Raw genomic sequence first — 23,971 nt, 5'->3', positions numbered from 1 at the left:
TTCCCCTGCGGTCAGGTCCCCTGCGATCAGGCCAGGGCCTGGTAGACCTGTTCATAGGCATCGGCGACGCGGTCCCAGCAATAGCGCACGGTGACCGCCGCGGCGGCGCGCCGGCGCATGCCCTCGACCACTTCCGGGTCGGCCAGCAGCCATGCCAGCACTCGCCGCAAATCGCCGGCATCGCCGGCGGTGAAGGTGAAGGCATCGGCGCCGACCGCGTCGAGATGGTCGGGCAGGTCGCTGGCCACCACCGCTCCGCCGGCCGCCATCGCCGCCAGCAGCCGCCCCGGCGGCGTTTCCACCTGGGCCGGCAGGAGGTACAGGTGGGCATGGGCCGCCAGGGCATCCAGCTGACCGGGGGCCAGGGGGCCGGTGAACAGAAGGGTGGCGCCCCCTGCCGCCTCGGCCAGAACCCGGCGCTGTCCGGGGTCGCCGGGGGCGGTCTCGGCGATTACCAGCGGTAGCGGACGGTCGAGGGCGGCGATGGCGCGGACGGCCACCAGGACACCGGGATCCGGCGCCGCGGCGGCGACCATCAGCAGGTAGCGGAAGGGGTCCAGGCCCAGCGCGCGCAGCGGCGCGGCCTCGTCCGGAGTGAAGGGCGGGGCGGCGATCCCGTCGGGGATGTAGATGGGCTCGCGGCGGTGGGTGTCGCGGATGTGGCGCTCGAGCCGGCGCGACGACACCGTCACCACGTCGGCAAGGCGGGCGGCGGGATGGGCGGCGGCGGGATGGGACGGATCGACCGGGCCGCCATCGGTGTCGCGGATGGTGGCGACGGTGCGGAACGGCCCCAGCCGCGCCACCTTGGGGAAGGGGCAGGCGGGGCCGACACCGTGGAAGTTGACCACGTCGTAGCCGCCCAGCGACGACAGCAGCGACGACAGCATGGCCAGCGAACCGTCCCGCAAACCCGGCAGGCTGGGCAGACGGATCAGCCGGGTGCCGGCGATCGCCTCGCCGCCGTGGCGGCGGTCGCGGAACAGGTCGATGGCGTGGCCGCGCCGGGCCAGGCGCGGCAGCAGATGGGAGAGGGCGGTGCCGGCGTCCTGCCGCCCCGGCCCGCCCCCGGCGGGTGTCTCGATGACCGCGATCCTCATGCTTGCGCCGTCCTTCCACTGGGACGCGGCCGCCGACCGGACGCCGCCATCGCCGGGGATTGTCGGCGCGCGGGTGCCCCGGCCTCAATCCCGGCATTGGGGGTGAGCCCGGCCTCTTCCGGTGGATGGGGGAAACGGCGCGGCCTATGCCGCGTCGGCGGCGCTCCGTCCGATCGGCCTGAGCAGGCCGAGGAACTGCCTGGCCACCGCCTCCCACGAGAAGCGGGCGGCATGGTCGCGGCAGGCGGCGGGATCGACCGTCAGCGCCGCCAGCGCCGCCGCGCCGAGGTCGTGGCCCAGCACGCCCACCGGCGCGTCGCCGACCACGTCGGCCGGGCCGGGCACCGGGTAGGCGGCAACCGGCACGCCCGAGGCCAGCGCCTCCAGCATCACCAGCCCGAAGGTGTCGGTGAGCGACGGGAAGACGAAGCAGTCGGCGGCGGCGAAATAGCGCGACAGCTCCTCGTCACCGTTGGCGATGCGCCAGTGGACGTGGGGGAACCGCCGCATCAGGGGGGCGCGGGCCGGGCCGTCGCCCACCACCATGCGGCTGCCCGGCAGGTCCAGCGACAGGAAGGCCGGCAGGTTCTTCTCCACCGCCACCCGCCCGACATACATGAACAGCGGCCGCGGCAGATCGACGAAATCCTTGGGCTGCGGCCGGAAGGTGCGGGTGTCGACGCCGTGCGACCATTCCGCCCGGTTGACGAAGCCCCATTCCCCCAGTTCGCGGTAGACCGACGGCGACGGGCACATCACCGCCGCCGACGGGGCATGGAAGCGGCGCACCAGGGCATAGGGCCAGGCCAGCGGCACCCCGGTGCGGGCGCGCACGTAGTGGGGGAACTTGGTGTGGTAGGCGGTGGTGAAGGGCAGGCCGCGGCCCAGGCACCAGCGCCGCGCCGCCCATCCCAGCGGCCCCTCGGTGGCGAGGTGGATGGCGTCGGGGGCGAAGGCCTCGAGCATCCCCCCCAGCCTGCCGCCGGGGAACAGCGCCAGCGGGATCTCGGGGTAGGAGGGGCAGGGCAGGGTGGTAAAGGCGCCGGGCTCGAACACCCCCACCGTGTGGCCCATCCCCCGCAGGACGTCGGCCAGGGTCGAGAGCACCCGCACCACGCCGTTGCGCTGCGGGTGCCAGGCGTCGGTGACGATTGCGATGCGCATGGGCGGGGAATCCTCGGCGGCCATGCCCATGGGTAGGCCGCGCGCCGGGATCGGGGCAAGTGACAGGATGATGAAGATTCAGAGGTCCGCCAGCGTCACCGCCAGGTTGCTTCCCAAGCCGGGGAACAGGCGGGCGGCCATGCGCCGGAAGCGCTCGGGCGAGTCGGTGGCGATCAGAGCGAGTCCGCCCGCACCGCCCTGGCGCGCCAGGCCGCGTTCGGCCAGCAGGGCGGCGGCCTGCTCGGCCACCGCCTCGGCGCAATCGACCAGTACCGGGCGCGGCCCGATCACCCGGCGGATGGCCGGCACCAGCAGCGGGAAGTGGGTGCAGCCCAGCACCAGGCAGTCGGCGGCGCCGTGTCCGGCGAAGCGGTCGGCCAGGTACGACCGCGCCATGGCCTCGGCGATGGGGCTGTCGCCCAGGCCCTCCTCGGCCACCGCCACCAGCAGCGGACAGGCCACCTGGCTCACCTCCGCCGTGGGGCGCAGGGCGGTGATGGTGGCGGGAAAGCGGCCCGACCGGCAGGTGCCCTCGGTGGCGGCGACGACGATGCGGCCCGACGCCGAGGCCCGGGCCGCCGCCGCCGCGCCGGCCTCGACCACCCCCAGCACCGGCAGGCCGGGATGCCTGGCGACCAGGGCCGGCAGGGCATGGGCCGAGGCGGTGTTGCACGCCACCACCAGCATCTTGATGCCGCCGGCCGCCAGGTAGTCGGCGGCCTGCAGGGCATAGCGCACCACCGTCTCGGGCGACTTGGTGCCATAGGGCAGCCGCGCGGTGTCGCCCAGATAGGTCAGGGTCTCGGCGGGCAGGCGGCGCCGCAGCGCCGAAGCCACGGTCAATCCCCCCACACCCGAATCGAATATGCCGATGTTCATACCCGGCCCCGGATCATGTAAGGTGTACACCTGAGGCAACGTACATTGTTCCCGCTCCAGTAAGGTTTTTGGCCGCCGTGCTTATCCATTTGTTTATTTTTCCCCGGGATTTTACGTCGTGTCTTGATGGCGGCTTGGCCGGTCCGCGCAAATGTCCTATAAACACTGGAGGGAATAGGCAACCCCTGTCGAAATGCAGGGGCGGCCGTTGGGTACCGGGTACGGGGTTCGGCGTGACGCGAGGGGTACGGGGTTTGCGAGATGGTTCCGCCGGAATGGTTCCGGCCGTCGCGGCGTGGGGGTGACGGCATGTCGTGGTCGCTGGCCCGCAAGGTTTCTGCCGCTCTGGTCGCCATCCTGGTGTGCACCATGGCGCTCACCGCCTATTTCGGCTACGCCAAGTTCGCCGAGCAGATGTCGGCGCAGGTGCAGTCGCGCTTCAGCTTCGTCGTCTTCACCATCAAGCGCAAGGTCGAGGATGGCCTCAGCCTGGGTTTCGCCCTGCGCCAGCTGCGCCAGACGCAGGACACCATCGAGCTGGAAAAGGCCCGCGACGACCGGGTGTTGGGCATCGAGATCTACGACGCGAGCGGCGAGGTGCTGTTCAACACCGACCGCGGCGGCGTCGGCAGCGCCGTGCCCGAGGCCTGGATCGAGGTGCTGAAGGGCGCCCCCGGCAAGGCGTTCTCGCTGACCGACGAGGAGGCCGGGGTGGTCGGCATGCCGCTGGTCAACACCCTGGGCAAGGTCGAAGGCGCGGTGGTGCTGCGCTATCCCGCCGCCTATCTCGAGCAGGGGCTGGGGGAGATGCTGGGGCGGCTGGCCTTCGAACTGGTGCTGGTGGTGTCGGGCTTCGCGATGGTCGCCGCCGTCGCCGCCTATGTCCTGCTGGGGGCGGTGACCCGCCGCCTCGGGGCCATGGAGGCGACCCTGGCCAAGGTGATGGCCGAGGGCGGCGAGGCGGTCCCCGATCCCGGCGGCGGCGACGATTTCGAGGTGCGTTTCGCCGAGTTCGTCGCCCGCAGCCGCGAGGCGGTCGAGCATATCCGCGACTCGACCGACGAGGTCGAGCGCATGGACAGGCTGGCATGAGGGCGCCATGAGACTCGACAGCTCCCGCTCCCTGCTGGTCCGCCTGTTCATCCTCGCCGTGCTGGTGCTGGTGCCGCCCACCGCCATCGTGTCGTACCGCGCCCTGGGCGCGTTCGAGCAGGGCATGGCGCCCGAAATGGACAAGAAGGCGGCCATCGTCGGCCAGGATCTGCGTACCCAGCTCGAGCGCGCCGTGGGCTATGGCGTGCCGCTGGAGCGCATGGTCGGCATGACCGAGTTCTTCGCGCCGGTGCTGGCGGCCAATCCCGAGCTGCGGTACCTGGCGGTCAGCGATCCCGACGGGCGGCTGCTGTACCTGCACGGAGCCGAGACGGCCGAACTGCAGGCCGATTTCCGCACCGCCGGGTTCGGCACCGGGCGGGACGGACACAAGATTTCGGTCGGCCCCTATTTCGACGTGGCGTTGCCGGTTCAGGCCAAGGGCGGGGCGGTGATCGGTCACCTGCATGTCGGTTTCGACCGCGCCTATGTCACCGACCGGCTGGCGAACATCTTCCTTGATGTGGCGGTGGTGCTGTCGGTGTCGCTGATCGTCGCCTTCGAGGTCCTGCTGTTCGTGGTGTTCTTCAACATCACCGGGCCGCTGAAAGTGGCCGGCTGGGTGGTCGACCGGGTCCGCCGGGGCGATTTCGAGCACGTCCCGTCGGTATGGTCGGGCGACGAGGTCGGGCATTTCGTCCGCGCCATGAGCAACTCGGTGCGCCGTACCGACGAGGCCTATCGCGGGCTGATGGCCTATATCGAGGAGGTGCGCACGGCGCATTTCGACGCCGGCGTGGTGGCGCGGGTGGCCGAGGTGGCCGACCGGGTGCGCTTCCTGTTCCGCTTCTCGCCCGACGGGCGGCCGGCGCCGCTGGGCCAGCGCATGGCCACCGACATCCGTCTGCCGCTGTTCCTGTTCGTCTTCGCCGAGGAGATGAGCCGCTCGTTCATGCCGCTCTACGCCGGCGGGCTGGCGACGCCGCTGCCCGGCCTGTCGGTGGAGATGATGACGGCGCTGCCCATCGCCTTCTTCATGGCGGCCATCGCCCTGGCCTCGCCGTGGGCGGCGCGGGTGACCGAACGGGTCGGCAGCAGCCGCGCCTTCGTCATGGGCATGGTCCCGGCGGCGCTGGGCTACGTCATGACCGGCTTCGTCTTCGGCCTCTTCGACCTGCTGCTGTGGCGGGTGGTCAGCGGCGTCGGCTACGCCCTGGTGACGGTGGCGGCGCAGACCTACATCTCGCAGGCGGCGCGCGAGGAACAGCGGGCGCAGGGACTTGGGGTCTATGTCGGCGCGGTGCTGACCGCCTCCATCTGCGGCACCGGCATCGGCGGCCTGCTGGCCGAACGGATCGGCTTCGGCGCCACCTTCTTCGTGTCGGGCGCCCTGGTCGTGCTGTCGGGCGTCCTGCTGGCCCGCATCATGGCGGAATCCGAGCCGCCCGCCGTCGTCGCCGTCGCGGCGCGGCCGAAGTTCCGCCGTCTGCTGGCCAACTGGCGCTTCACCGTGCTGATGCTGTTCGCGGCGGTGCCGGCCAAGATGGCGTTGACCGGGTTCCTGTTCTTCCTGGTGCCGATGATCCTGTGGCAGTCGTCGCTGACCCTGTCCGAGATCGCCCGCATGGTGGTGCTCTACCCGCTGGTGATGGCGGTCACCTCGGCCATCGCCTCGCGTCTGTCGGACCGCTTCCAGTGGCGCGCCGGGCTGGTGGCGCTGGGCGGCCTGATCGGCGGCATCGGGCTGCTGGCGCCGGTGGTGCTGGACGGCACCCTGCCCATCGCCATCGCCATCATCGCCCTGGGGCTGTCGCACGGCCTGTCGGCCTCGCCGCAGCTGGCGCTGATCCCCGACGTGTGCTGGACCGAATGCCGCGCCTTCGGCCGCGTTTCCATCATGGCGCTGGTGCGCACCATCGAGCGCGCCGGCTCGGTGGCCGGCCCGCTGATCGCGGCCGCCTTCATTCCGATGTGGGGCCTGAACGGGGCGGTGATCGGGCTGGGGGTGCTGGTGCTGGCCCTGGCGGCATTCTTCGCCATCGCCTCGGGGGCCTACGGCTCGGGTCCCCACATCGAGACCGAAGAGGAAACGGCATGATCGCCCGTCGGCTCCTGCTCGCCCTGTGCGCCGCGGCGCCGCTGCTGCTGCCCGCCCTCGCCGGCGCCGCCGAGAATGGCGCGTCGGCCGAGAAGGGAACCCCGGCCCGGCCGTATCGCATCTACATGGTGCTGTATCGCGGCTGGGAGGAATGCGCCAAGGGGTTCAAGGACTATTTCACCAACCAGAACATCCCGGTCGAGCTGATCATCCGCGACGCCGCCCAGGACAAGTCGCGCATTCCCGGCTTCGTCGCCGAGGCCAAGGAACTGGGCGTCGATCTGGTCTTCACCTGGGGCACCACCGTGACCCAGGAGATGCTGGGGACCTACGACAAGGTCGATCCGGAAAAGCACATCACCGACATTCCGGCGGTGTTCGCCATCGTGTCGCAGCCGGTGGGGGCCAAGGTGGTGCCCGACTTCAAGTCGTCGGGGCGCAACATCACCGGGACCAGCTACCTGGTGCCCATGGAGACCCAGGTCAACCTGATGCGTTCGTACCTGCCGGCGCGGAGGCTGGGGATGGTCTACAACCCGCTGGAGGCCAATTCGCGGGTCGCCATCGACGAGCTGACCCAGCTCGGGCGGCGGCTGGGCTACGACTTGGTGGCCAAGGCGGTGGACCTGGTGGACGGCAAGCCCTCGGTGGCCAGCATTCCGGGCAAGGTGGCCGAGCTGAAGGATGCCGGGGTCGAGTTCCTCTACATTCCTCCCGACACCTTCCTCAACGTCAACCGCGACGTGCTGACCGGGGCCGCCCTGGAATTCCAGCTGCCCAGCTTCGCGGCGGCCGAGAACCCGGTGCTCAACTCGCGCGCCATGATCGGCGGCGTCTATCGCTATTACACGGTGGGCCAGCTCACCGCCTACAAAGCCGAGCAGATCCTGGTCCACAAGGTGGCGCCCAAGGACATTCCTATCGACGCACCCAAGCGCCTGTCCATCATCATCAACATGCCGGTGGTGCGGGCGCTGGGGGTTTATCCGCCCATGAACCTGCTGGGCCTGGCCGAGGTCCACGATCCGGAGGCCGGCCCGTGAGGATCGTGCTGTGCACCAAGCGCGACCTAGTCGGCGCCGTGGTCCTCAACCAGATGCTGCCGCGCCTGGCCGGCGACACGGTGATGGTGCTGCTGTCGGACAAGACGCGGCCGGTCGAGCAGGCCGTGCCCGAGCTGGCCGAGATCAAGTTCCTCGAGCGCGACCTGCCGGTGGACACCCTGTTCCCGCTGATCGACCGCACCGGCGGCGAGGGCGCGCTGGCCACCTTCGACGGCGTCGCGCGGCGCTTCGGCGTGCCGGTCAAGGTGGTCCACGACATCAACGGCACGGATGGCGAGGCGCTGGTGCGCGATTTCGCGCCCGACCTGATGGTGTCGGTGCGCTTCTCGCTGATCTTCAAGCGCAACCTGTTCGACATTCCGCGCTACGGCACCTACAACGTCCATCCCGGCGCCCTGCCCCGCTATGCCGGTCTGTTCGCACCCTTCCGCTGCCTGGTCGAGGGCGACGAGGCCATCGGCTGCACCCTGCACCGCGTCGATGACGGCATCGATACCGGGCCGGTGGTCGGGATCGGCTGGCTGCCGGTGGATCCGGCCCGCTCGCTGCTGTGGCACGTGGTCGGCACCTACGGCCCCGGTCTCGACCTGCTGTACGGCGTGATGGACGGCCTGCGCGCGGGCCGCCCGCCCGAACTGGCCGAACAGGACCGGACGCGGCGCGCCTATGCCTCGCTGCCCGACGCGCAGTCGTTCGCCGCCTTCCGTTCGCGGGGGCTGCGCCTGTATGATCCGAAGGAATACATGGACATCCTGAACGGTTTCCTGCCTGCGGGCGGGGCGGTGGAGCAGGCGGCCGTCGCGGGCCTGGTGGCGGAAGGGATGGGGGCGTCATGCTGCTGCGCACACGCGTAACCCTGATCGTCTCGCTGTCGTATTCGCTGCTGGTCGCCGGCCTCGCCTTCGCGTGGCTGAAAAGCGAGGAACTGGCGGACGAGCGATTTGCCCAGGCCACCCTGGTCGGCCAGGAGATCTTCTGGAAGAAGCTGGTCGAGAACACCGTCCAGCGGCTGGAGACCGACGCCCGCGTCATCACCGATTCGGATGGCCTGGCGAGGGCCGTCGAGGGGCGCGACCCGGCCAACGTGCTGGTCGAGATCGCGCCGCTGATGGAGGCCATCCGCAGCCGCGGCAGGAACAGCCGGGTCGAGATCATCGCCGCCGACGGCGAGCTGCTCTACAACTCGCGCGGCTCGCTGCTCGATCCGCCGACCGTCGATGCCGGCACCGTCCACGCCATCGTCGAATCGGGCCAGCCGGTGCGCGGCCTCAACCAGGACACCAAGCGCGCCTTCGTCGCCACCCTGGCGGTCCCGCTGAAGGTCGGCGACAATGTCGCCGGCATCGCGCTGCTGGGCTCGGACATGCATCCGCCGCTGTTGGAGTTCAAGGCCTCCACCGGCTCGGACATCTTCCTGGTCGACCGCGCGGCCAAGCTGTCGCCCGGCAGCGACGGCGCCCCCTTGGGCACCGACGAGGCGCTGTGGAAGGTGTTCGACGGCAACCTGTCGGTGCGCAAGAGCCGCCTCGAGACCTGGCAGTCGGGCCGGCAGTACTATTCGGTGGTGGTGCTGCCGATCCACGACGGTTTCAACCGGGTCATCGGCGCCCTGGTCACCTCCCGCGACGTCACCGCCACCCAGACCCGCCAGCGCACCATCCGCAACATCGCCATCGCCGCGGTTGGCAGCTTCCTGGTGTTCGTGCTGTTCGTCTTCTACGTCTACCTGCGGCGCTCGTTCCATCCGCTCGACGAGGCCATCCAGGTGCTGAACGCGCTGTCGCGCGGCGACACCTCGGTGACCCTCGAGGTCAAGAGCGACAAGGACGAGATCGGACGCATCGCCGGCACCGTCGGCGTGTTCCGCGACAACGTGGTGATGATCGACCAGATGCAGCAGCGGCGCGAACGCCAGCGCCGCCGCCAGGAACTGTTCATCCGCATCCAGATGCTGAAGCTGTCCGAGATGCTGGAGGAGGAGGCCCGCGCCGCCGTCCTGCACGACATGAAGCAGATCGAGGCGCTGGCCGAACGCAAGTCCGAAGGGACCGAGGGGCCGGACGATGCCGGCAAGGGCGAGCTCGAGGTGCTGGGCGTCGCCTTCCAGACCATGTCCGACCGCATCCGCGAGCAGCACCTCAGGCTGCAGGACCTGATCGAGCAGCGCACCCGCGAGGCCGATGTGCTGCGCGAAGCCCTGCGCACCCGCGAACAGCTGAGCGCGCTGAGGCAGGAACTGGACTTCGCCCGCGAGCTGCAGCTGTCGTCGCTGCCGCAGGTATTCCCGCCGTTCCCCGACCGCGACGAGTTCCAGATCCACGCCGCCATGGTCCCGGCCAAGGAGGTGGGCGGCGACTTCTACGACTTCTTCCTGATCGACAAGCACCATCTCGGCTTCGTCATCGGCGACGCCTCGGGCAAGGGCGTGCCGGCGGCCATGTTCATCGCCATCACCCGCTCGCTGATCAAGGCGGTGGCGCCGCTGGCCAGCACGCCGGGCGAATGCATGGCCTTCGTCAACACCATGCTGGCCGCCGACAACCCGCAGACCCTGTTCGCCACCTGCTTCTATGCGGTGCTGGACACCCGCTCGGGCGAGGTGGCGTTCTGCAACGCCGGCCATCCTCCGGCGCTGATCCTGAGGACGGGCGGTGGCATCGACGCCATCCGCGACGTCTCGGGGGTGGCGCTGGGCGTCATGGAGGGGCTGGAATACGAAACCGGCAGCTTCCGGCTGGAGAGCGGCGATACCGTGCTGCTCTACACCGACGGCGTCACCGAGGCGCAGAACGTCGCCGAGCAGCTCTACGAGGAGTACCGGCTGATCGAGTTGTCGGCCAGCCTCGCCGGCTTCGAGCCGGAGGCGGTGATCGCCCGCGTCAACCAGGTGGTCGAGGAATTCGTCGGCGACGCACCGCAATTCGACGACATCACCATGCTGACGCTGCGCTTCGACCGCGCCACCGTCGGTGCCCAGCTGGCCGACGAGGCCCAGCCGACGATGATGCTGACCGGCTTCCGCACCCGCGCACCGGAGCCGGCGCCCGGGGCGCTGGCCGACGCCGTGCCCCAGCCCGTTTCCCCGCCCGCCGCGCCCCAGCCCGCCGCGTCCAAGCCGGCGGCCATCAAGGTGCGCCGCGCCACGCCGGCGGCCCCGGCGGCCCCGGCGGCGGCGGCCAAGCCGCGGCCGGTGGTGAAGCTGAAGGCGGCGACGGTGCCACGGCCGGCTCCGGCCGGCAAGGCGGCGCGCCTCGACGTCACCATCGCCAACGACCTGGGCGAGCTGGGCCGGCTGGCCGGCCTGGTGGACGAATTCGTCGAGACGCATGGCCTGGAGGAGCGGATTGCCTTCAATCTGAACCTCTGTCTTGATGAGCTGATAACCAACATCGTCTCTTATGGGTACGCAGACGATCATCATCATGATATTCATGTCCGCTTCGCGCTGAACGGGGACGAGCTGACCACCGAGATTCTTGACGACGGCAAGGAATACGATCCGTTCTCGCAGGCACCGGAGCCCGATCTCGACCTCGAAGTGGACGACCGCCCCATCGGCGGCCTGGGGGTGTTCCTGGTGAAGGAATTCATGGACCGCACCGACTACCGCCGCGAAGACGGCCGGAACGTTGTGACCCTGGTGAAGCGGGTCGACAAGCAGGAGAGCTGAGGGAATGGAAATCCGGGAAGAAAAAGTCGAAGGAGCCACCATTCTGGTGCCGGTCACGCGCGTCGACAGTGCCACCGCCAAGGCGTTCGAGGCCCGGGTGCTGCAGGTGGTCAACAGCGGGGTCGCCCGGATCGTGCTGGACTTCGCCGAGATGGACTACATTTCCAGTGCCGGCCTGCGCGTGGTGCTGGTCGGCGCCAAGATGACCCGCGCCCCGCGCAAGTTCGTCCTGTGCGGCATGAAGCCCCATATCCGTGAAGTCTTCGACGTGTCCGGATTCGCCAAGATTCTTGCCATCTTCCCCGACCGCGCCGGCGCCCTGTCGGCTTGAGCGGGGGAACCGCCTCCCCCGCATGGGCGCAATGCCCCCGGTAGCACGACCTGCCGGTCTCTGGTACCATGGTCCCCAGATCACGGCCCCGATGCGGGGTCACCCTCGGCGAGGAGGGAGCCATGGCAGAACCCCTCAAGACCCTGAATTCAGCTCAACTGGCCTGGATGGAGGCGTGGAACGCCGGCCTCAGCCAGACACTGCAGCTGTGGCGCCACCTGTTCGACCTGCAGCAGCAGTTCCTGTGCCAGGCGGCAAAGCACCAGCGCAGCCACGTCGAGATCGCCCGCGGGCCGGCGCTGACCGAGAAATACGGCAAGCGCGCCCACGATATCGATCCGGAGCGCGACGTCTGAAGGTCGGGTCCGCTTGACCCCGACGCCCCGATGACCATCTCCCGTCCGGGACCGTATCCCCCCTCGCGGTCCCGGGCCGGGTCCCGGCGCCCTGGTTGGCGCCGGACCCGTGCCGACCCGGCTCAGTGCGCGAATTCGGCGAAGAAGTCGTTGCCCTTGTCATCGACGACGATGAAGGCGGGGAAATCGACCACCTCGATGCGCCAGATGGCTTCCATGCCCAGTTCCGGGTACTCCACCACCTCGACCTTCCTGATGCAGTCCTGGGCGAGGCGCGCCGCGGCGCCGCCGATGGAGCCGAGATAGAAGCCGCCATGGGCCTTGCAGGCGTCGGTGACGGCCTTCGAGCGGTTGCCCTTGGCGATCATCACCATGGACCCGCCATTGGCCTGGAACTGATCGACGTAGGAATCCATGCGCCCCGCCGTGGTCGGGCCGAACGAGCCCGAGGCCATGCCGTCGGGGGTCTTGGCCGGGCCGGCGTAGTAGACCGCCATCCGGCGGAAATAGTCGGGCAGCCCCTCGCCGCGGTCGAGCCGCTCCTTCAGCTTGGCATGGGCGATGTCCCGCGCCACGATCATCGGGCCGGTCAGGCTGACCCGGGTCTTGATCGGGTACTGGGACAGGGTCTTCCGGATCTCGTCCATGGGGCGGGTGAGGTCGATCTTCACCACCTCGCCCGACAGCGTGTCGGCGGCGATGTCGGGCAGGAAACGGGCGGGGTCGCGCTCCAGCGCCTCGACGAAGACGCCGTCCCTGGTAATCTTGCCCAGCACCTGGCGGTCGGCCGAGCACGACACGCCGATGGCCACCGGGCACGAGGCGCCGTGGCGGGGCAGGCGGATGACGCGGACGTCGTGGCAGAAATACTTGCCGCCGAACTGGGCGCCCAGGCCCATGTCCTGGGTCATCTTCAGCACCACCTGCTCCAGCTCGCGGTCGCGGAAGGCGCGGCCGTCCTTGCTTCCGCTCTCGGGAAGGGAATCCAGGTAGCGGGTCGAGGCCAGCTTCACCGTCTTCAGGGTCATCTCGGCCGACAGGCCGCCGATGACGATGGCCAGGTGATAGGGCGGGCAGGCGGCGGTGCCCAGGGTGCGGATCTGGGCATCCAGGAACTTCAGCAGCGAATCCGGGTTCAGCAGTGCCTTGGTCTGCTGGTACAGGAAGGTCTTGTTGGCCGAGCCGCCGCCCTTGGCCATGAACATGAACTTGTAGGCGTCGCCGTCGGTGGCGAACAGGTCGATCTGGGCCGGCAGGTTGGTGCCGGTGTTGACCTCGTCGTACATGGACAGCGGCGCGGTCTGGGAATAGCGCAGGTTGAGCTCGGTATAGGCCTGCTGCACGCCCTTGGAGATGGCGGCCTCGTCGCCGCCGCCGGTCCACACCGCCTGGCCCTTCTTGCCCATCACGATGGCGGTGCCGGTGTCCTGGCACATGGGCAGGGTGCCGCCGGCCGAGATGCAGGCGTTCTTCAGCAGGTCGAAGGCGACGAACTTGTCGTTGGGGCTGGCCTGGGCGTCGTCCAGGATGTTGCGCAGCTGCTGCAGATGGCCGGGGCGCAGCAGGTGCGAGGTATCGCGGATCGCCTCGAAGGTCAGCCGGGTGATCGCCTCGGGCTCGACCGTCACCACATTCCGGCCGTTGAAGGCGGCGGTGCCGATGCCGCCGCAATCGAGCCTGCGGTAGGGGGTGTCGTCATGGGCCAGCGGGAACAGCTCATGGTAGACGAATTCGGACATGGGCGGCCTCTGCGGTCTGGAACCAAAGGGGTGGGGCTGCCCACCCATGTGGGGCGGGGACACGCCTTGGACAAACACCTTTTTGGCCGGCGGGTCAAGGGGCGGCGACGGGGCCGTTGCGTCGGGGCCGTTGCGTCGGGGCGCGTCCGGCAGCATATTCGTTTCGAAGCAAGGATACGGCCATGGCATCACGGATTTCGTCTTCGGCAGCCGTCGTCAGCGTCGAGGGTATCCTGGGCGGCGTCCCGGTGGTGCGCGGAACCCGCATACCGGCCGACACCATCCTGGCGGAACTGCGGAGCGGGCGCAGCCGCTTCGAGATTTTCCGATCCTATCCCTCGCTTCCACCCGACGGCATCGACGCCTGCCTCGCCTGGGAGAGGGACGGCCGGCCGCCATGCGCGATCCGTTCCTGATCGACGAATGCCTGTCGCCGGAACTGGTGGCGCTTGCCCATTCGCGCGGCTTTGCCGCCACCCACGTGGTGTTCCGGGGCCTGTCGGGCACCGCGGATCGGGATCTGATGCCTTTGATCCGGCACGAAGGGCTGGTCTTCGTCACCAACAACGCCCGGGATTTTCTGAAGCTCTACGCGCGTGAGAACCTTCACGCGGGCTTGGTGGTGATCGTTCCCGGCGGCATCGCGGTCGAGGTGCAACTGCACCTGTTCGGCAAGGTCCTCGATACGCTCGAGGGCCTGTCCGACGTGGTCAACCGGGTGGTGGAAGTCTATTCCGACGGGTCCGTCGAAATCCGGGGCCTTCCCTGAAGGCTCACTTCTTCCTGAACTTGTCCAGCGCCACCACCTTGCCGTCGCCCTCGGCTTCCGGCGCGGCGGAGGATTCGGGGGCGGCCTCGGCTTGGCCGTCCTCGTCCTCGTCCTCTTCGTCCTCGAGCAGCGCCTGGAACTGCAGGCCGAACTTGGCCGAAGGATCGGCGAAGCCGGTGATGGCGGCGAACGGGATGCGCAGGGTCTCGGACACGCCGGAGAAGGACAGGGTGACCTGGAAGCCTTCCTCATCGACCTCCAGCCCCCAGAACTGGTGCTGCAGCACGATGGTCATCTCGTCGGGATGGCGGGCGGCGATGTGGTCGGCCAGCCGGACCCCGGGAACACGGGTCTGGAAGGTGATGTAGAAATGATGGTCGCCGGGCAGGCCCGATTCGGCGGCACGGTTCAGGGCGGTGCGCACCACGCCGCGCAGGGCGTCCTCAACCATCTTGTCGTAGCGCAGGCTGTCCTCGTCCATGGTCCCCCCGGGCGCCCCGGGCGGGCGGCCTTGTGGTAAGTGGGGGGCTTCTGTTGCCCGGTGCCCCCCGGACCGCGCTTACGGATTACGCCGCAGCGGCAAGAGCAACGTTGTCGTTGGCACTTGTGAGGTTTAGCCCGATAACGGTGGTACCATGCCGAGCGCAAACCATGTCTTTACTACCCGCGTCGATCCTGTTTCGCCCCCATTCTCCGGCCGTAATTCCGGAATTTGGTGGAGGCGCCGGGTACCGCCCCCGGGTCCGCAAGGCCTATTCCACATAGCGTTTAGCGCCATAGCCGGGTGCTACCCGGCGCGATCAATATAATGCACCCGCAAGGGAATCGCCAGTGCCGCGGATGGGGGATGGCGGATCAGCGCAGAAGCTTCTGCTTTTCCAATGCCTCGGTGAGTGCGCCCACGGCCCAATCGACAATCTTGTTCTTTTTTAGCAACCAAGCAGGAAGCAGCCAAAGCCTGATTTTCCAGTCGGCACCGATGTCGTCCTTGAAGGCATCGTAGGCGGCCGCGATTCTTGTCTTAATGGACGCACGCAGGCGCGCTGGATCGCATCCGCCGACCGGCCAGGGCAGCCCCTTTTCCAACATCGTGTCGCAATCCCCGAGCAGGGGAATGATCGGCAGGTGCAGGGCGGTCGTCCCTGGCGGCGGAGAAAGGTACTCCGTTTTTGCCAGCCAGGTCGCCCGGACCTGCGGTGCCCACGTGGTGAACAGCGGGTTGTTCTCCGGCAGGGTGAAATGCATGCGGAGGAATTGTTGGGCATTCCGGCGGCCCAACTGGTAGTCATGGCGGCGGAAATCGACGCCAAAGAAACCCAGGAAGGCGTGCAGGCCGCCGGAAGCGAGTGGATGTTCCGCGTCAGTCGGGCCGTAGTCACGGCTGGGGGCGATAACGAAGCGGCTGTAGACGGACGTATCCTGCGCAAGGCTGAGATCCTCGGGCTTGAACCGGCACTGGGATTTCCAGGCGCCGAGCAACGGAAACAGCAATTCGTGGAGCGGCCGCTCCTCATCGGGTCCATAGGAGGCCGGATCGAGGAAGGGATCGACCAGCAGGACCGCCCGATGGGCTTGAACTCCCTCGCGCGGATTGCGTTCGAATTCACCGTCGGTCAGCACGCTCCGCACCAAATCGATGGGTTCGTTGTTCATGATGCCGCCATCCATGCAGAGGAAGGCGTATTCGCCCGCCTGGGGGCGTGACCAAGCCGGAAAAATCATCTGGTAGGTGGAGCAGTGAAGCGGATCACCTGGGGGCAAAGTGCAGTCGCCGGCCTGCAGATAGGTACGATGGTCGTAATCGAGCGGAGACCGGGTCAACCGGCGCGGGCGGAGTGCAAAGGGGAATGCGCTGGACGCCATGGCGGCGTTGCCGAGCTGCCGCCAGTTGGCCGTATCCGAATCGTTGGGGTGAACGAGGGGCAGGTAGCCTGGGCCAGGTATGAAGGTTGAAGTGCCGCTGCCGGCCCCATGCACGCAAAACGACATGTGATCGCCATGGCGCATCATTTCATGGCCGTTGCCGCTGGCGCCGCGGAAGGTCAGTCCATAGGGGACCCCGCGTAGATTGCCGACCATGAGCTGGACCGGCAGCTTGGAGGCGACCCAGTCCCGCTGCATGGTCAGGCCCTTGCTGCCAAGGATACCCTTGACCGTCTTGTCGATCTTGCGGGAGTTCAGCGCGGATTTCAGCCGGTGTGCCGGCTCGCCATCGGCATTGCCGTCGAAATCGGTGGTGCTCAGCAGATCCTGAATATCGACGGAATTGACCCAGCCCTCGAACAGGGGGTTGCCGGACATTGTAGGAGCATTCTGGCCCGCTGCCAGTCGCACAGGCGGGAACCTGTAGGCCAGCGCGATGGCCAGGATGGACGCGGTCACGCTGCCGGCCGAGGCGCCCGCCATCGCCTTTAGGAGCACCTCGTGGCGGGGCACGGTCTGTTGCTCCGGCGGCAGATGGGCTTCGTCCTTCATGGCGCCGTACCAGGTGTCCAGCGCCTCGATCATGAAATCCATGACCCCGGCGGTATAGGCCCCGCCCGACACCGCGCCGGCCATGACCAAACCGATTTCGAAAGCCATCGCCGCGACTCCCCCTGATTGCCGCCGCCATCGAAGCGGCCGCCGGTCGGGGAATGCTACGACTCGTTTTCACGAAAGGATAGTGTTGCTTGGATGACGAAAGCCCCCCGTCCGGCTGGACGGGGGGCTTTCCTTGGATCGCCTATTCGAAGGTGATCTTGGGACCCTTCTTGCCGCCACCCTGGATGGTCTGGACCTTGTCCCAGACCTTCTTGGCGATGTCGCGATAGGCCTTGGCGTGGGGGCTGGAGGGCTTGGACACCACGATCGGCTCGCCGCTGTCCGAGGTCTTGCGGATCTCGATGTCGAGGGGCACCTCGCCCAGGAATTCGGCCGACAGCCGGGCGGCCTCTTCCTTGGCGCCGCCATGGCCGAAAATGTGGGCCTCGTCGCCGCATTTGGGGCAGACGTAGTAGCTCATGTTCTCGATCAGGCCGAGCACCGGCACGTCCACCTTGCGGAACATGTTGAGGCCCTTGCGGGCGTCCAGCAGGGCGATGTCCTGCGGCGTCGAGACGATCACCGCGCCGGTCAGCGGCACGTTCTGGCTCATGGTCAGCTGGGTGTCGCCGGTGCCCGGCGGCATGTCGATGATCATGATGTCCAGCTCGCCCCAGCGCACGTCGCGCAGCAGCTGCTGCAGCGCGCCCATGACCATCGGGCCGCGCCAGATGATGGGGGAATCCTCGGGCACCAGGAAGCCGATGGACATGCACTTGACGCCGTAATTCTCCATGGGCAGCAGCGACTGCCCGTCGGGGCTGACCGGCTCGCCCGAGATGCCCAGCATGCGCGGCATGGAGGGGCCGTAGATGTCGGCATCGAACAGGCCGACCTTGAGGCCCAGCTGGGCCAGCGCCATGGCCAGGTTGGTGGCGGTGGTGGACTTGCCGACGCCGCCCTTGCCCGAGGCCACAGCGACGATGGACTTCACGCCCGGCATCGACAGCATGTCGGAATGGCCCTGCGGCGCCGATTGCGGGGCGCCGCCCTTCGGGCCGCCGTGGACGTTGCGTTCGGCGGTCAGCGCGGCGGTGACGGTGAGCACGCCGGGCAGCTTGTGCACCACCTCCTCGGCGGCCTTGCGCAGGGGCTCGAGGGCCTGGCCGCGCTCGGGCTCGACCTCGATGGCAAAGGCCACGTGGCCGTTCTTCACCACCACTCCCGACACCATGCCCAGGCTGACGATATCGGCGTTCTTGTCGGGATCGACGATCCGCTTCAGGGCATCGACCACTTGGGCTTCGGTCACATCGGCCATCAACGTTTCTCCGGGAGTGCTGGTTGTCGTTGGAATTGCGCCGCCGTTGGACCTGCGCTGTTGGCGGCGAGCAAAAGCGTTTCCTCATATAAGGGCGGCGTCCCCGTTTGGGAAGGGGGGGCGACCGTTCCGGCCGGCCTCGGCTTGAAAAGGGGGCGTTCTTCTCCATATGGGCGGATACCCCGCCTAAGCCGACGCCCACGCGTTGCGCCGGACCGGCGGGTGGCCTATAAGGCCCTTTGGTTGCCCGAATGGAAAGAGGGGAATTGGCATGCCTTGGAATCCTCAAGGGGGCGGTGGTGGTCCCTGGGGCAGCGGTGGCGGCGGCGGCGGCGGCGGTGGCGGCGGCGGACCGTGGGGGCGTGGCCCCGGCGGCGGCATGCCCGGCGGCGGCCCGGATTTCGAGGAAATCATCCGTCGCGGCCAGGAAAAGCTGCGCCGCGCCATGCCGCGCCAGCGTTTCGGCGGCGGCCAGGGCCTGCTGGCCATCGTGGTGCTGGCGGTGGCGGCCTGGGGTGCGACCGGCATCTACAAGGTGCAGCCCGACGAACAGGGCGTGGTGATGCGCTTCGGCCGCTGGGTCGACACCACCGAGCCCGGCCTGCACTACCATCTGCCTTATCCCATCGAGAACGTGCTGAAGCCCAAGGTGACCAAGGTCAACCAGCTTCAGCTCGGCTTCCGTGCCGCCGGCGACCCCCGTTTCGAGCGCACCGGGGTGCGCGACGTGACCGAGGAAAGCCGCATGCTGACCGGCGACGAGAACATCGTCGAGACCGACTTCACCGTGTTCTGGGTGATCAAGGACGCCGGCAAGTTCCTGTTCAACGTCCGCGACCCCGAGGGCACCGTCAAGGTGGCGGCGGAAAGCGCCATGCGCGACGTCATCGGCCGCAACCCCATCCAGGCGGCGCTGTCTGACAAGCGCCAGCAGATCGCCGCTCAGGCCCACGAGGAACTGCAGCGGCTGCTGGATTCCTATGACGCCGGAATCACCGTGCGCCAGGTGCAGCTGCAGAAGGTGGAACCGCCGTCGGCGGTGATCGACGCCTTCAACGACGTCCAGCGCGCCCGCGCCGACCAGGAGCGCGCCCGCAACGATGCGGAAGGCTACCGCAACGACATCATCCCGCGGGCCCGCGGCGAGGCCGAGCGCATGATCCAGGAGGCCGAGGCCTATCGCGAGCAGGTGCTCAACCAGGCCCAGGGCGAAACCCAGCGCTTCCTCGCCCTCTACAACGCCTGGCGCCAGGCCCCCGAAGTCACCGAGCGCCGCCTCTACCTGGAAACCATGGAAGAGGTGCTGAAGGACAAGACCAAGGTGCTGATCGAGCCCACCGGACGCGGCGGCCAGGGGGTGGTCCCCTATCTGCCGCTGCCCGAACTGCGCCGCGCCCAGCCGCAGCCCCAGCCCCAGTCCCAGTCCCAGTCCAGCACGGGAGCTTCGCGATGAACCGCACCACGCTGATCGCGGCCGGCATCGTCGGCGCCGTCCTGCTCGTCATCGCCTCCTCGGCGCTGTTCGTGGTCAACCAGGCGGAACAGGCCCTGGTGCTGCGCTTCGGCGCCCACCGCGCCACCATCAAGGAGCCCGGCCTGCACTTCAAGATGCCGCTGATCGAGGAAGTGGTGCGCTACGACCTGCGCCTGCTGGCGCTGGAGCCGCCGGCCGAGGAGATCATCCTGGGCGACCAGAAGCGCATCGTCGTCGATACCTTCGCCCGCTACCGCATCGCCGATCCGCTGAAGTTCTACCAGGCCCTGCGCAACGAGACCAACGCCCGCACCCAGCTGTCCCAGGTGGTGTCGTCGTCGCTGCGCCGGGTGATGGGTCAGCTGATGCTGCCCAGCCTGCTGTCGGACGAGCGCGCCCGCATCATGGAGGACATCCAGAAGGAAGTCGGCGAACGCGCCTCCGCCTACGGCATCATCGTCGCCGACGTGCGCATCCGCCGTGCCGACCTGCCGGAAGAGACCAGCCAGTCCATCTACGACCGCATGAAGTCCGAGCGCGAGCGCCAGGCCAAGGAGCTGCGCGCCCAGGGCTACGAATGGGGCCAGCAGATCCGCGCCCGCGCCGAACGCGAGCGCACCGTCATCCTGGCCGAGGCGACCAAGCAGTCCAACTTCTTCCGCGCCAAGGGCGACGTCGAATCGTCGCGCATCTTCAACGAGGCCTATGGCAAGGACGCCCGCTTCTACGACTTCTACCGGTCGCTGGAAGCCTATCGCAAGGCGCTGTCGGACAACTCGACCAGCATGGTGCTGTCGCCCGATTCGGATTTCCTGCGCTATTTCGGCCAGGGACCGGCGCGGGGTGGCCGGTAGGCGGCCGCCCCATCCGTCGGGCCGACGGAATTCGCCATTGCCGCGCCTTAGTTTCGCGCCATGGTCACGGCGCGCTTCGGCGCGCTTGACGGCGGCCGGAATTGCGACCAATTCGAAGGAGCCCGCATGCTCGTGCGGGCGCCACCCCCGAAGGAGGGCCTGATCGGTGCACTCAAGAAACGCCAACAAGACCGTGCGTGCCCGCGTTGCCGCCGCCCCGCGGCCGGCGGTTCCGGCCTGGATCTGGGCCGCCCTGGCGGCGGTCGCGCTGCTGCTGCAGGCGGCGGCGGCCAACGCCCGCGAGGCGCCCGCCAGCTTCGCCGAGCTGGCCGACCGGCTGCTGCCGGCGGTGGTGAACATCTCCACCACCCAGACCGTGAAGAACCCCGAGCGCGTCCCCGAGATGCCCCAGTTCCCGCCGGGCTCGCCCTTCGAGGACTTCTTCAAGGAATTCTTCGAGCGCCAGATGCGCCCCGACGCCACCCCGCGCCGCGCCACCTCGCTGGGTTCGGGCTTCGTCATCGACGCCGCCGGCTACGTGGTGACCAACAACCACGTCATCGCCGACGCCGACGAGATCACCGTCACCCTGCATGACGATACCGTGCACAAGGCCACCCTGGTCGGGCGCGACACCAAGACCGACCTCGCTTTGCTCAAGATCGATCCCGGCCGGCGCCAGCTGACCGCGGTGCCGTTCGGCAATTCCGACGGCATGCGGGTGGGCGACTGGGTGCTGGCCATCGGCAATCCGTTCGGCCTGGGCGGCACCGTCACCGCCGGCATCATCTCGGCCCGCGCCCGCGACATCAATGCCGGTCCCTACGACGATTTCCTGCAGACCGACGCCTCCATCAACCGCGGCAATTCAGGCGGCCCGATGTTCAACCTGAACGGCGAGGTGATCGGCATCAACACCGCCATCTTCTCGCCCTCGGGCGGCTCCATCGGCATCGGCTTCGCCATCCCGGCGTCGCTGGCCAAGCCGGTGGTCGACGATCTGCGCAAGTTCGGCAAGACCCGGCGCGGCTGGCTGGGCGTGCGCATCCAGTCGCTCGACCCCGAGCTGGCCGAGTCCATGGGGCTGGCCGAGGCCAAGGGGGCGCTGGTCGCCCAGGTCAACGACGGCGGGCCGGCGGCCAAGGCCGGCCTCAAGGCCGGCGACGTCATCCTGCGCTTCGACGGCCGCGAGATCGGCGAGATGCGCAGGCTGCCGCGCATCGTCGCCGAGACCCCCATCAACAAGGCGGTGCCGGTGGAAATCTGGCGCGACGGCAAGCGGCTGACCGTTTCGGTGATGGTCGGCGAGATGGAGGACGAGCCGGTCGAGCAGGCCAAGGCGCCCGAGAAGCCGCCGGTCGATGCCGGCGGCCAGGCGGTGGCCGGCACCGGCATGTCGGTGGCCACCCTCAATCCCGCCTTGCGCGAGCGCTTCGGCATCGACGACGAAACCAAGGGCGTGGTGGTGACCGAGGTCAAGACCGGCCCGGCGGCGGAGAAAGGCCTGAAGCCCGGCGACGTCATCATCGAAGCCGGCAACAAGCCGGTGCGCACCCCGGCCGAACTGGTCAAGACCCTGGACGCCGCGCGCGCGGCGGGGCAGAAGTACCTGCTGCTTCGGGTCGAGAATCCCCAGGCGCTGCGCTACGTCGCCCTGCCCCTGGCCGAGCCGAAGCCGCAAACCGGCAAGCGGTAACGGGGCTTTACCCGTTCCGGCGCAGGGTCCAGAATGGGCGCCTTCCCCATCCGGAGGGCGCCCATGAAGTTTCTTGCCGTATTCGCCGTCATCCTGGTCTTCGCCGTCCCGGCCCTGGCCCAGTCGGCCACCGAGACCCTGACCAACGCCGCCAAGCAGGCCGCGACCCAGGCAGCCACCGAGCAACTCGACAAGGCTGCTGGCAACCCGACTTCCTCGTCGTCCGCCACCGGGCAATCCACCGGAAAGGCCAAGGAGAAGGCGGCCGAGCGTGGCCGTTCCGCAGAGCATCGGATGGACGACGAGATGAAGCACCGTGGCTGGGATAAAAAGGAAAAAAAGGAAAAGAGGAAATAGGGCTACCGCCCCCGGACCGCCTTCAGCGCCCGTTCCAGCTGGACATCGTCGCCCTCGGCCGGGATGTCGGGCTGCAGTCCGACCTTGTCCACCGGCAGGGTGCTGGGGCGAAGGTAATGGGCGGTGGTGACCTTGAGCGAACCTTCCGACAGCGGCAGCAGGGTTTGGACGCTGCCCTTGCCGAAGCTCTTCTGACCCACCAGCACGGCGCGGCGGTTGTCGCGCAAGGCGCCGGCGACGATCTCGGAGGCCGAGGCGCTGCCGCCGTCGATCATCACCGCCATCGGCACGTTGGCCAGGATCTCGCCGCTGCGGCCGCTGTAGACCTGCCGGTCCTCCTGCCGCCGGCCGGTGGTGGCGACGATGGGGACGTCGCCCAGGAACAGGTCCGAGACCTCCACCGCCTGGTCCAGCAGGCCGCCGGGATTGCGGCGCAGGTCCAGCACGATGCCGCCGAGCCTGCCGCCCGCCGCCCTGTCGAGGTCGAGCAGGGTGGATTTCAGGTTGATGGCGACCCCGCCGGCGAACTGGCTGAGGCGGACATAGGCGACGTCGCCCTCGAGCCGGCCGCGCACCGCCGAGACGTGGATGATCTCGCGCCGCAGCACCACCTCACGCGGTTTGCCGTCGGGCCGGGCCAGCATCAGCGTCACCCGGGTGCCGACCTTGCCGCGGATGCGCGCCACCACCTGGGACAGCGACTGGCCCTGAACGGTCTGGCCATCGACCAGGGTGATGCGGTCGCCCGCCATGATGCCGGCGCGGGCCGCCGGGGTGTCGTCGATGGGGGCGACCACGGTGACGTGGTCGTCCTTCATGGTCAGTTCCATGCCGACGCCGCCGAACTCGCCGGTGACCATGGAGCGCATGTCTTCCATGTCGGCCGGGCTGAGATAGGCGGTGTGCGGGTCGAGCTGCTTGACCATGGCCTCGACGGCGGTCTTGAAGGCCTCGTCGGGGCTGGCCTTGCGGTCCAGCTTGCGCACCGCCTCGGCGGCGGCGTGGGCCAGGGCGCTGCGCTCGCGCGGCTCGACGTAGGTGTCGGCGATGCGGCCGATCATCTCGTCGATCAGGAACACCTTGGCCCGCACCGGATCACCCTCGATGCCGGCCTGGTCGAAGGCGGCCGACAGCACCGCCCGGTCGGCGCGGTCGGCCCAGGCCGCCGGGGCGGAAAGGACAATGCCAAGGCAAAGAAGAAGAAGACGCATCATGGCGCCATATTGGCGTATCAGGCTAGGCTGGGAAAGAGGCGAAGGCCTTAGAGCGCGATGACATTAGGTCGGCGCACGGGGTGCGCCGACCTAATGTCTGAATCGCACTCTAATTTATTGATTTAGAGGCGGATTCAACCGGATAGCATCCGGCTCTAGGCCAGCCGCGGCTGGGCCTTGGCCGGCGCGCCGGTGTGGAAGAAGCCCATCAGGCGATTGAGCTCCTGGCTCTGCTCCTCGAGGGCATGGGCGGCGGCGGCGGATTCCTCG

General features: G+C 68.6%; 21 protein-coding genes and 1 other RNA gene. 13 read left to right on the top strand and 9 right to left on the bottom strand.

Annotation, left to right across the window (positions count from 1 at the left end; translation table 11 throughout):
* Positions 1-26 precede the first annotated feature (26 nt).
* From MTBUT4_RS01410 to murI, 3 genes are all read right to left on the bottom strand, one after another.
* Positions 27-1,100 carry a glycosyltransferase family 4 protein gene (locus tag MTBUT4_RS01410; protein ID WP_173977878.1) on the bottom strand — a complete coding sequence of 358 codons (1,074 nt, stop codon included), beginning with the start codon at positions 1,098-1,100 and terminating at the stop codon, positions 27-29.
* A gap of 144 nt (positions 1,101-1,244) precedes the next feature.
* Positions 1,245-2,264: a glycosyltransferase family 1 protein gene (locus MTBUT4_RS01405; RefSeq protein ID WP_173977877.1), complete on the bottom strand. Its 1,020-nt coding sequence runs from the start codon at positions 2,262-2,264 to the stop codon at positions 1,245-1,247.
* Positions 2,265-2,342: 78 nt separating this feature from the next.
* Complete coding sequence (gene murI / locus MTBUT4_RS01400; protein ID WP_173977876.1) at positions 2,343-3,143, bottom strand: glutamate racemase; 801 nt, start codon at positions 3,141-3,143, stop codon at positions 2,343-2,345.
* A 309-nt stretch (positions 3,144-3,452) separates the two neighbouring features.
* Between murI and MTBUT4_RS01395 the strand changes: the two genes are divergently transcribed.
* The 7 genes from MTBUT4_RS01395 (at position 3,453) to MTBUT4_RS01365 (ending at position 11,754) form a co-directional block, all read left to right on the top strand.
* Positions 3,453-4,235: a hypothetical protein gene (locus MTBUT4_RS01395; protein ID WP_173977875.1), complete on the top strand. Its 783-nt coding sequence runs from the start codon at positions 3,453-3,455 to the stop codon at positions 4,233-4,235.
* 7 nt (positions 4,236-4,242) lie between these two features.
* On the top strand, positions 4,243-6,333 hold the full coding sequence (locus MTBUT4_RS01390; RefSeq protein WP_173977874.1) for an MFS transporter: 2,091 nt from the start codon (positions 4,243-4,245) through the stop codon (positions 6,331-6,333).
* Entirely contained in the window at positions 6,330-7,376 is a 1,047-nt protein-coding gene (locus tag MTBUT4_RS01385) for an ABC transporter substrate-binding protein (RefSeq protein WP_173977873.1), read from the top strand. The genes MTBUT4_RS01390 and MTBUT4_RS01385 overlap by 4 nt, the downstream gene beginning before the upstream one ends.
* A complete protein-coding gene (locus MTBUT4_RS01380; RefSeq protein WP_173977872.1) occupies positions 7,373-8,251 on the top strand; it encodes a formyl transferase in 879 nt (292 codons plus the stop codon). The genes MTBUT4_RS01385 and MTBUT4_RS01380 overlap by 4 nt, the downstream gene beginning before the upstream one ends.
* Positions 8,230-11,067, top strand: coding sequence for a SpoIIE family protein phosphatase (locus MTBUT4_RS01375; protein WP_173977871.1), 2,838 nt, complete (start codon positions 8,230-8,232; stop codon positions 11,065-11,067). The genes MTBUT4_RS01380 and MTBUT4_RS01375 overlap by 22 nt, the downstream gene beginning before the upstream one ends.
* Positions 11,068-11,071: 4 nt before the next feature.
* Positions 11,072-11,398, top strand: a complete 327-nt coding sequence (locus MTBUT4_RS01370; protein ID WP_173977870.1) for an STAS domain-containing protein — start codon at positions 11,072-11,074, stop codon at positions 11,396-11,398.
* 122 nt (positions 11,399-11,520) lie between these two features.
* Positions 11,521-11,754 carry a hypothetical protein gene (locus MTBUT4_RS01365; RefSeq protein ID WP_173977869.1) on the top strand — a complete coding sequence of 78 codons (234 nt, stop codon included), beginning with the start codon at positions 11,521-11,523 and terminating at the stop codon, positions 11,752-11,754.
* A 122-nt stretch (positions 11,755-11,876) separates the two neighbouring features.
* Here the strand turns inward: MTBUT4_RS01365 and MTBUT4_RS01360 are convergent, their stop codons facing one another.
* Positions 11,877-13,493: a fumarate hydratase gene (locus tag MTBUT4_RS01360; protein ID WP_173977868.1), complete on the bottom strand. Its 1,617-nt coding sequence runs from the start codon at positions 13,491-13,493 to the stop codon at positions 11,877-11,879.
* A gap of 182 nt (positions 13,494-13,675) precedes the next feature.
* Here MTBUT4_RS01360 and MTBUT4_RS01355 point away from each other — a divergent pair, with 182 nt between their 5' ends.
* Positions 13,676-13,909: a DUF433 domain-containing protein gene (locus MTBUT4_RS01355; RefSeq protein WP_173977867.1), complete on the top strand. Its 234-nt coding sequence runs from the start codon at positions 13,676-13,678 to the stop codon at positions 13,907-13,909.
* Positions 13,891-14,262 (top strand): DUF5615 family PIN-like protein, encoded by a 372-nt coding sequence (locus MTBUT4_RS01350; protein WP_173977866.1) that lies wholly within the window; start codon positions 13,891-13,893, stop codon positions 14,260-14,262. The genes MTBUT4_RS01355 and MTBUT4_RS01350 overlap by 19 nt, the downstream gene beginning before the upstream one ends.
* A 4-nt stretch (positions 14,263-14,266) precedes the next feature.
* Here MTBUT4_RS01350 and MTBUT4_RS01345 read toward each other — a convergent pair whose 3' ends face one another.
* The 4 genes from MTBUT4_RS01345 to apbC form a co-directional block, all read right to left on the bottom strand.
* Positions 14,267-14,743, bottom strand: a complete 477-nt coding sequence (locus tag MTBUT4_RS01345; RefSeq protein WP_173977865.1) for an SspB family protein — start codon at positions 14,741-14,743, stop codon at positions 14,267-14,269.
* A gap of 38 nt (positions 14,744-14,781) precedes the next feature.
* Positions 14,782-15,097: a transfer-messenger RNA gene (gene ssrA / locus MTBUT4_RS01340) on the bottom strand.
* Between the two features lie 20 nt (positions 15,098-15,117).
* The gene (locus tag MTBUT4_RS01335; protein ID WP_173977864.1) at positions 15,118-16,845 is read right to left on the bottom strand and encodes a patatin-like phospholipase family protein; all 1,728 of its coding nucleotides are present in this window, start codon (positions 16,843-16,845) and stop codon (positions 15,118-15,120) included.
* Positions 16,846-16,987: 142 nt separating this feature from the next.
* The gene (gene apbC / locus MTBUT4_RS01330) at positions 16,988-18,106 is read right to left on the bottom strand and encodes an iron-sulfur cluster carrier protein ApbC (RefSeq protein WP_173977863.1); all 1,119 of its coding nucleotides are present in this window, start codon (positions 18,104-18,106) and stop codon (positions 16,988-16,990) included.
* A gap of 271 nt (positions 18,107-18,377) precedes the next feature.
* Between apbC and hflK the strand changes: the two genes are divergently transcribed.
* From hflK to MTBUT4_RS01310, 4 genes are all read left to right on the top strand, one after another.
* The gene (hflK, locus tag MTBUT4_RS01325; RefSeq protein ID WP_173977862.1) at positions 18,378-19,559 is read left to right on the top strand and encodes an FtsH protease activity modulator HflK; all 1,182 of its coding nucleotides are present in this window, start codon (positions 18,378-18,380) and stop codon (positions 19,557-19,559) included.
* A complete protein-coding gene (gene hflC, locus MTBUT4_RS01320) occupies positions 19,556-20,434 on the top strand; it encodes a protease modulator HflC (protein ID WP_173977861.1) in 879 nt (292 codons plus the stop codon). The genes hflK and hflC overlap by 4 nt, the downstream gene beginning before the upstream one ends.
* A gap of 166 nt (positions 20,435-20,600) precedes the next feature.
* Entirely contained in the window at positions 20,601-22,130 is a 1,530-nt protein-coding gene (locus MTBUT4_RS01315) for a DegQ family serine endoprotease (protein ID WP_371737417.1), read from the top strand.
* 63 nt (positions 22,131-22,193) lie between these two features.
* Entirely contained in the window at positions 22,194-22,487 is a 294-nt protein-coding gene (locus MTBUT4_RS01310) for a hypothetical protein (protein ID WP_173977860.1), read from the top strand.
* A 2-nt stretch (positions 22,488-22,489) separates the two neighbouring features.
* Here MTBUT4_RS01310 and MTBUT4_RS01305 read toward each other — a convergent pair whose 3' ends face one another.
* Positions 22,490-23,701: a S41 family peptidase gene (locus tag MTBUT4_RS01305; protein WP_173977859.1), complete on the bottom strand. Its 1,212-nt coding sequence runs from the start codon at positions 23,699-23,701 to the stop codon at positions 22,490-22,492.
* Positions 23,702-23,971: the final 270 nt, after the last annotated feature.

It is taken from the genome of Magnetospirillum sp. UT-4 (assembly GCF_902729435.1).
GTDB lineage: Bacteria > Pseudomonadota > Alphaproteobacteria > Rhodospirillales > Magnetospirillaceae > Magnetospirillum.
Note: the sequence above shows the minus strand (reverse complement) of the source record. Positions and strands in the feature narration are given on the sequence as shown.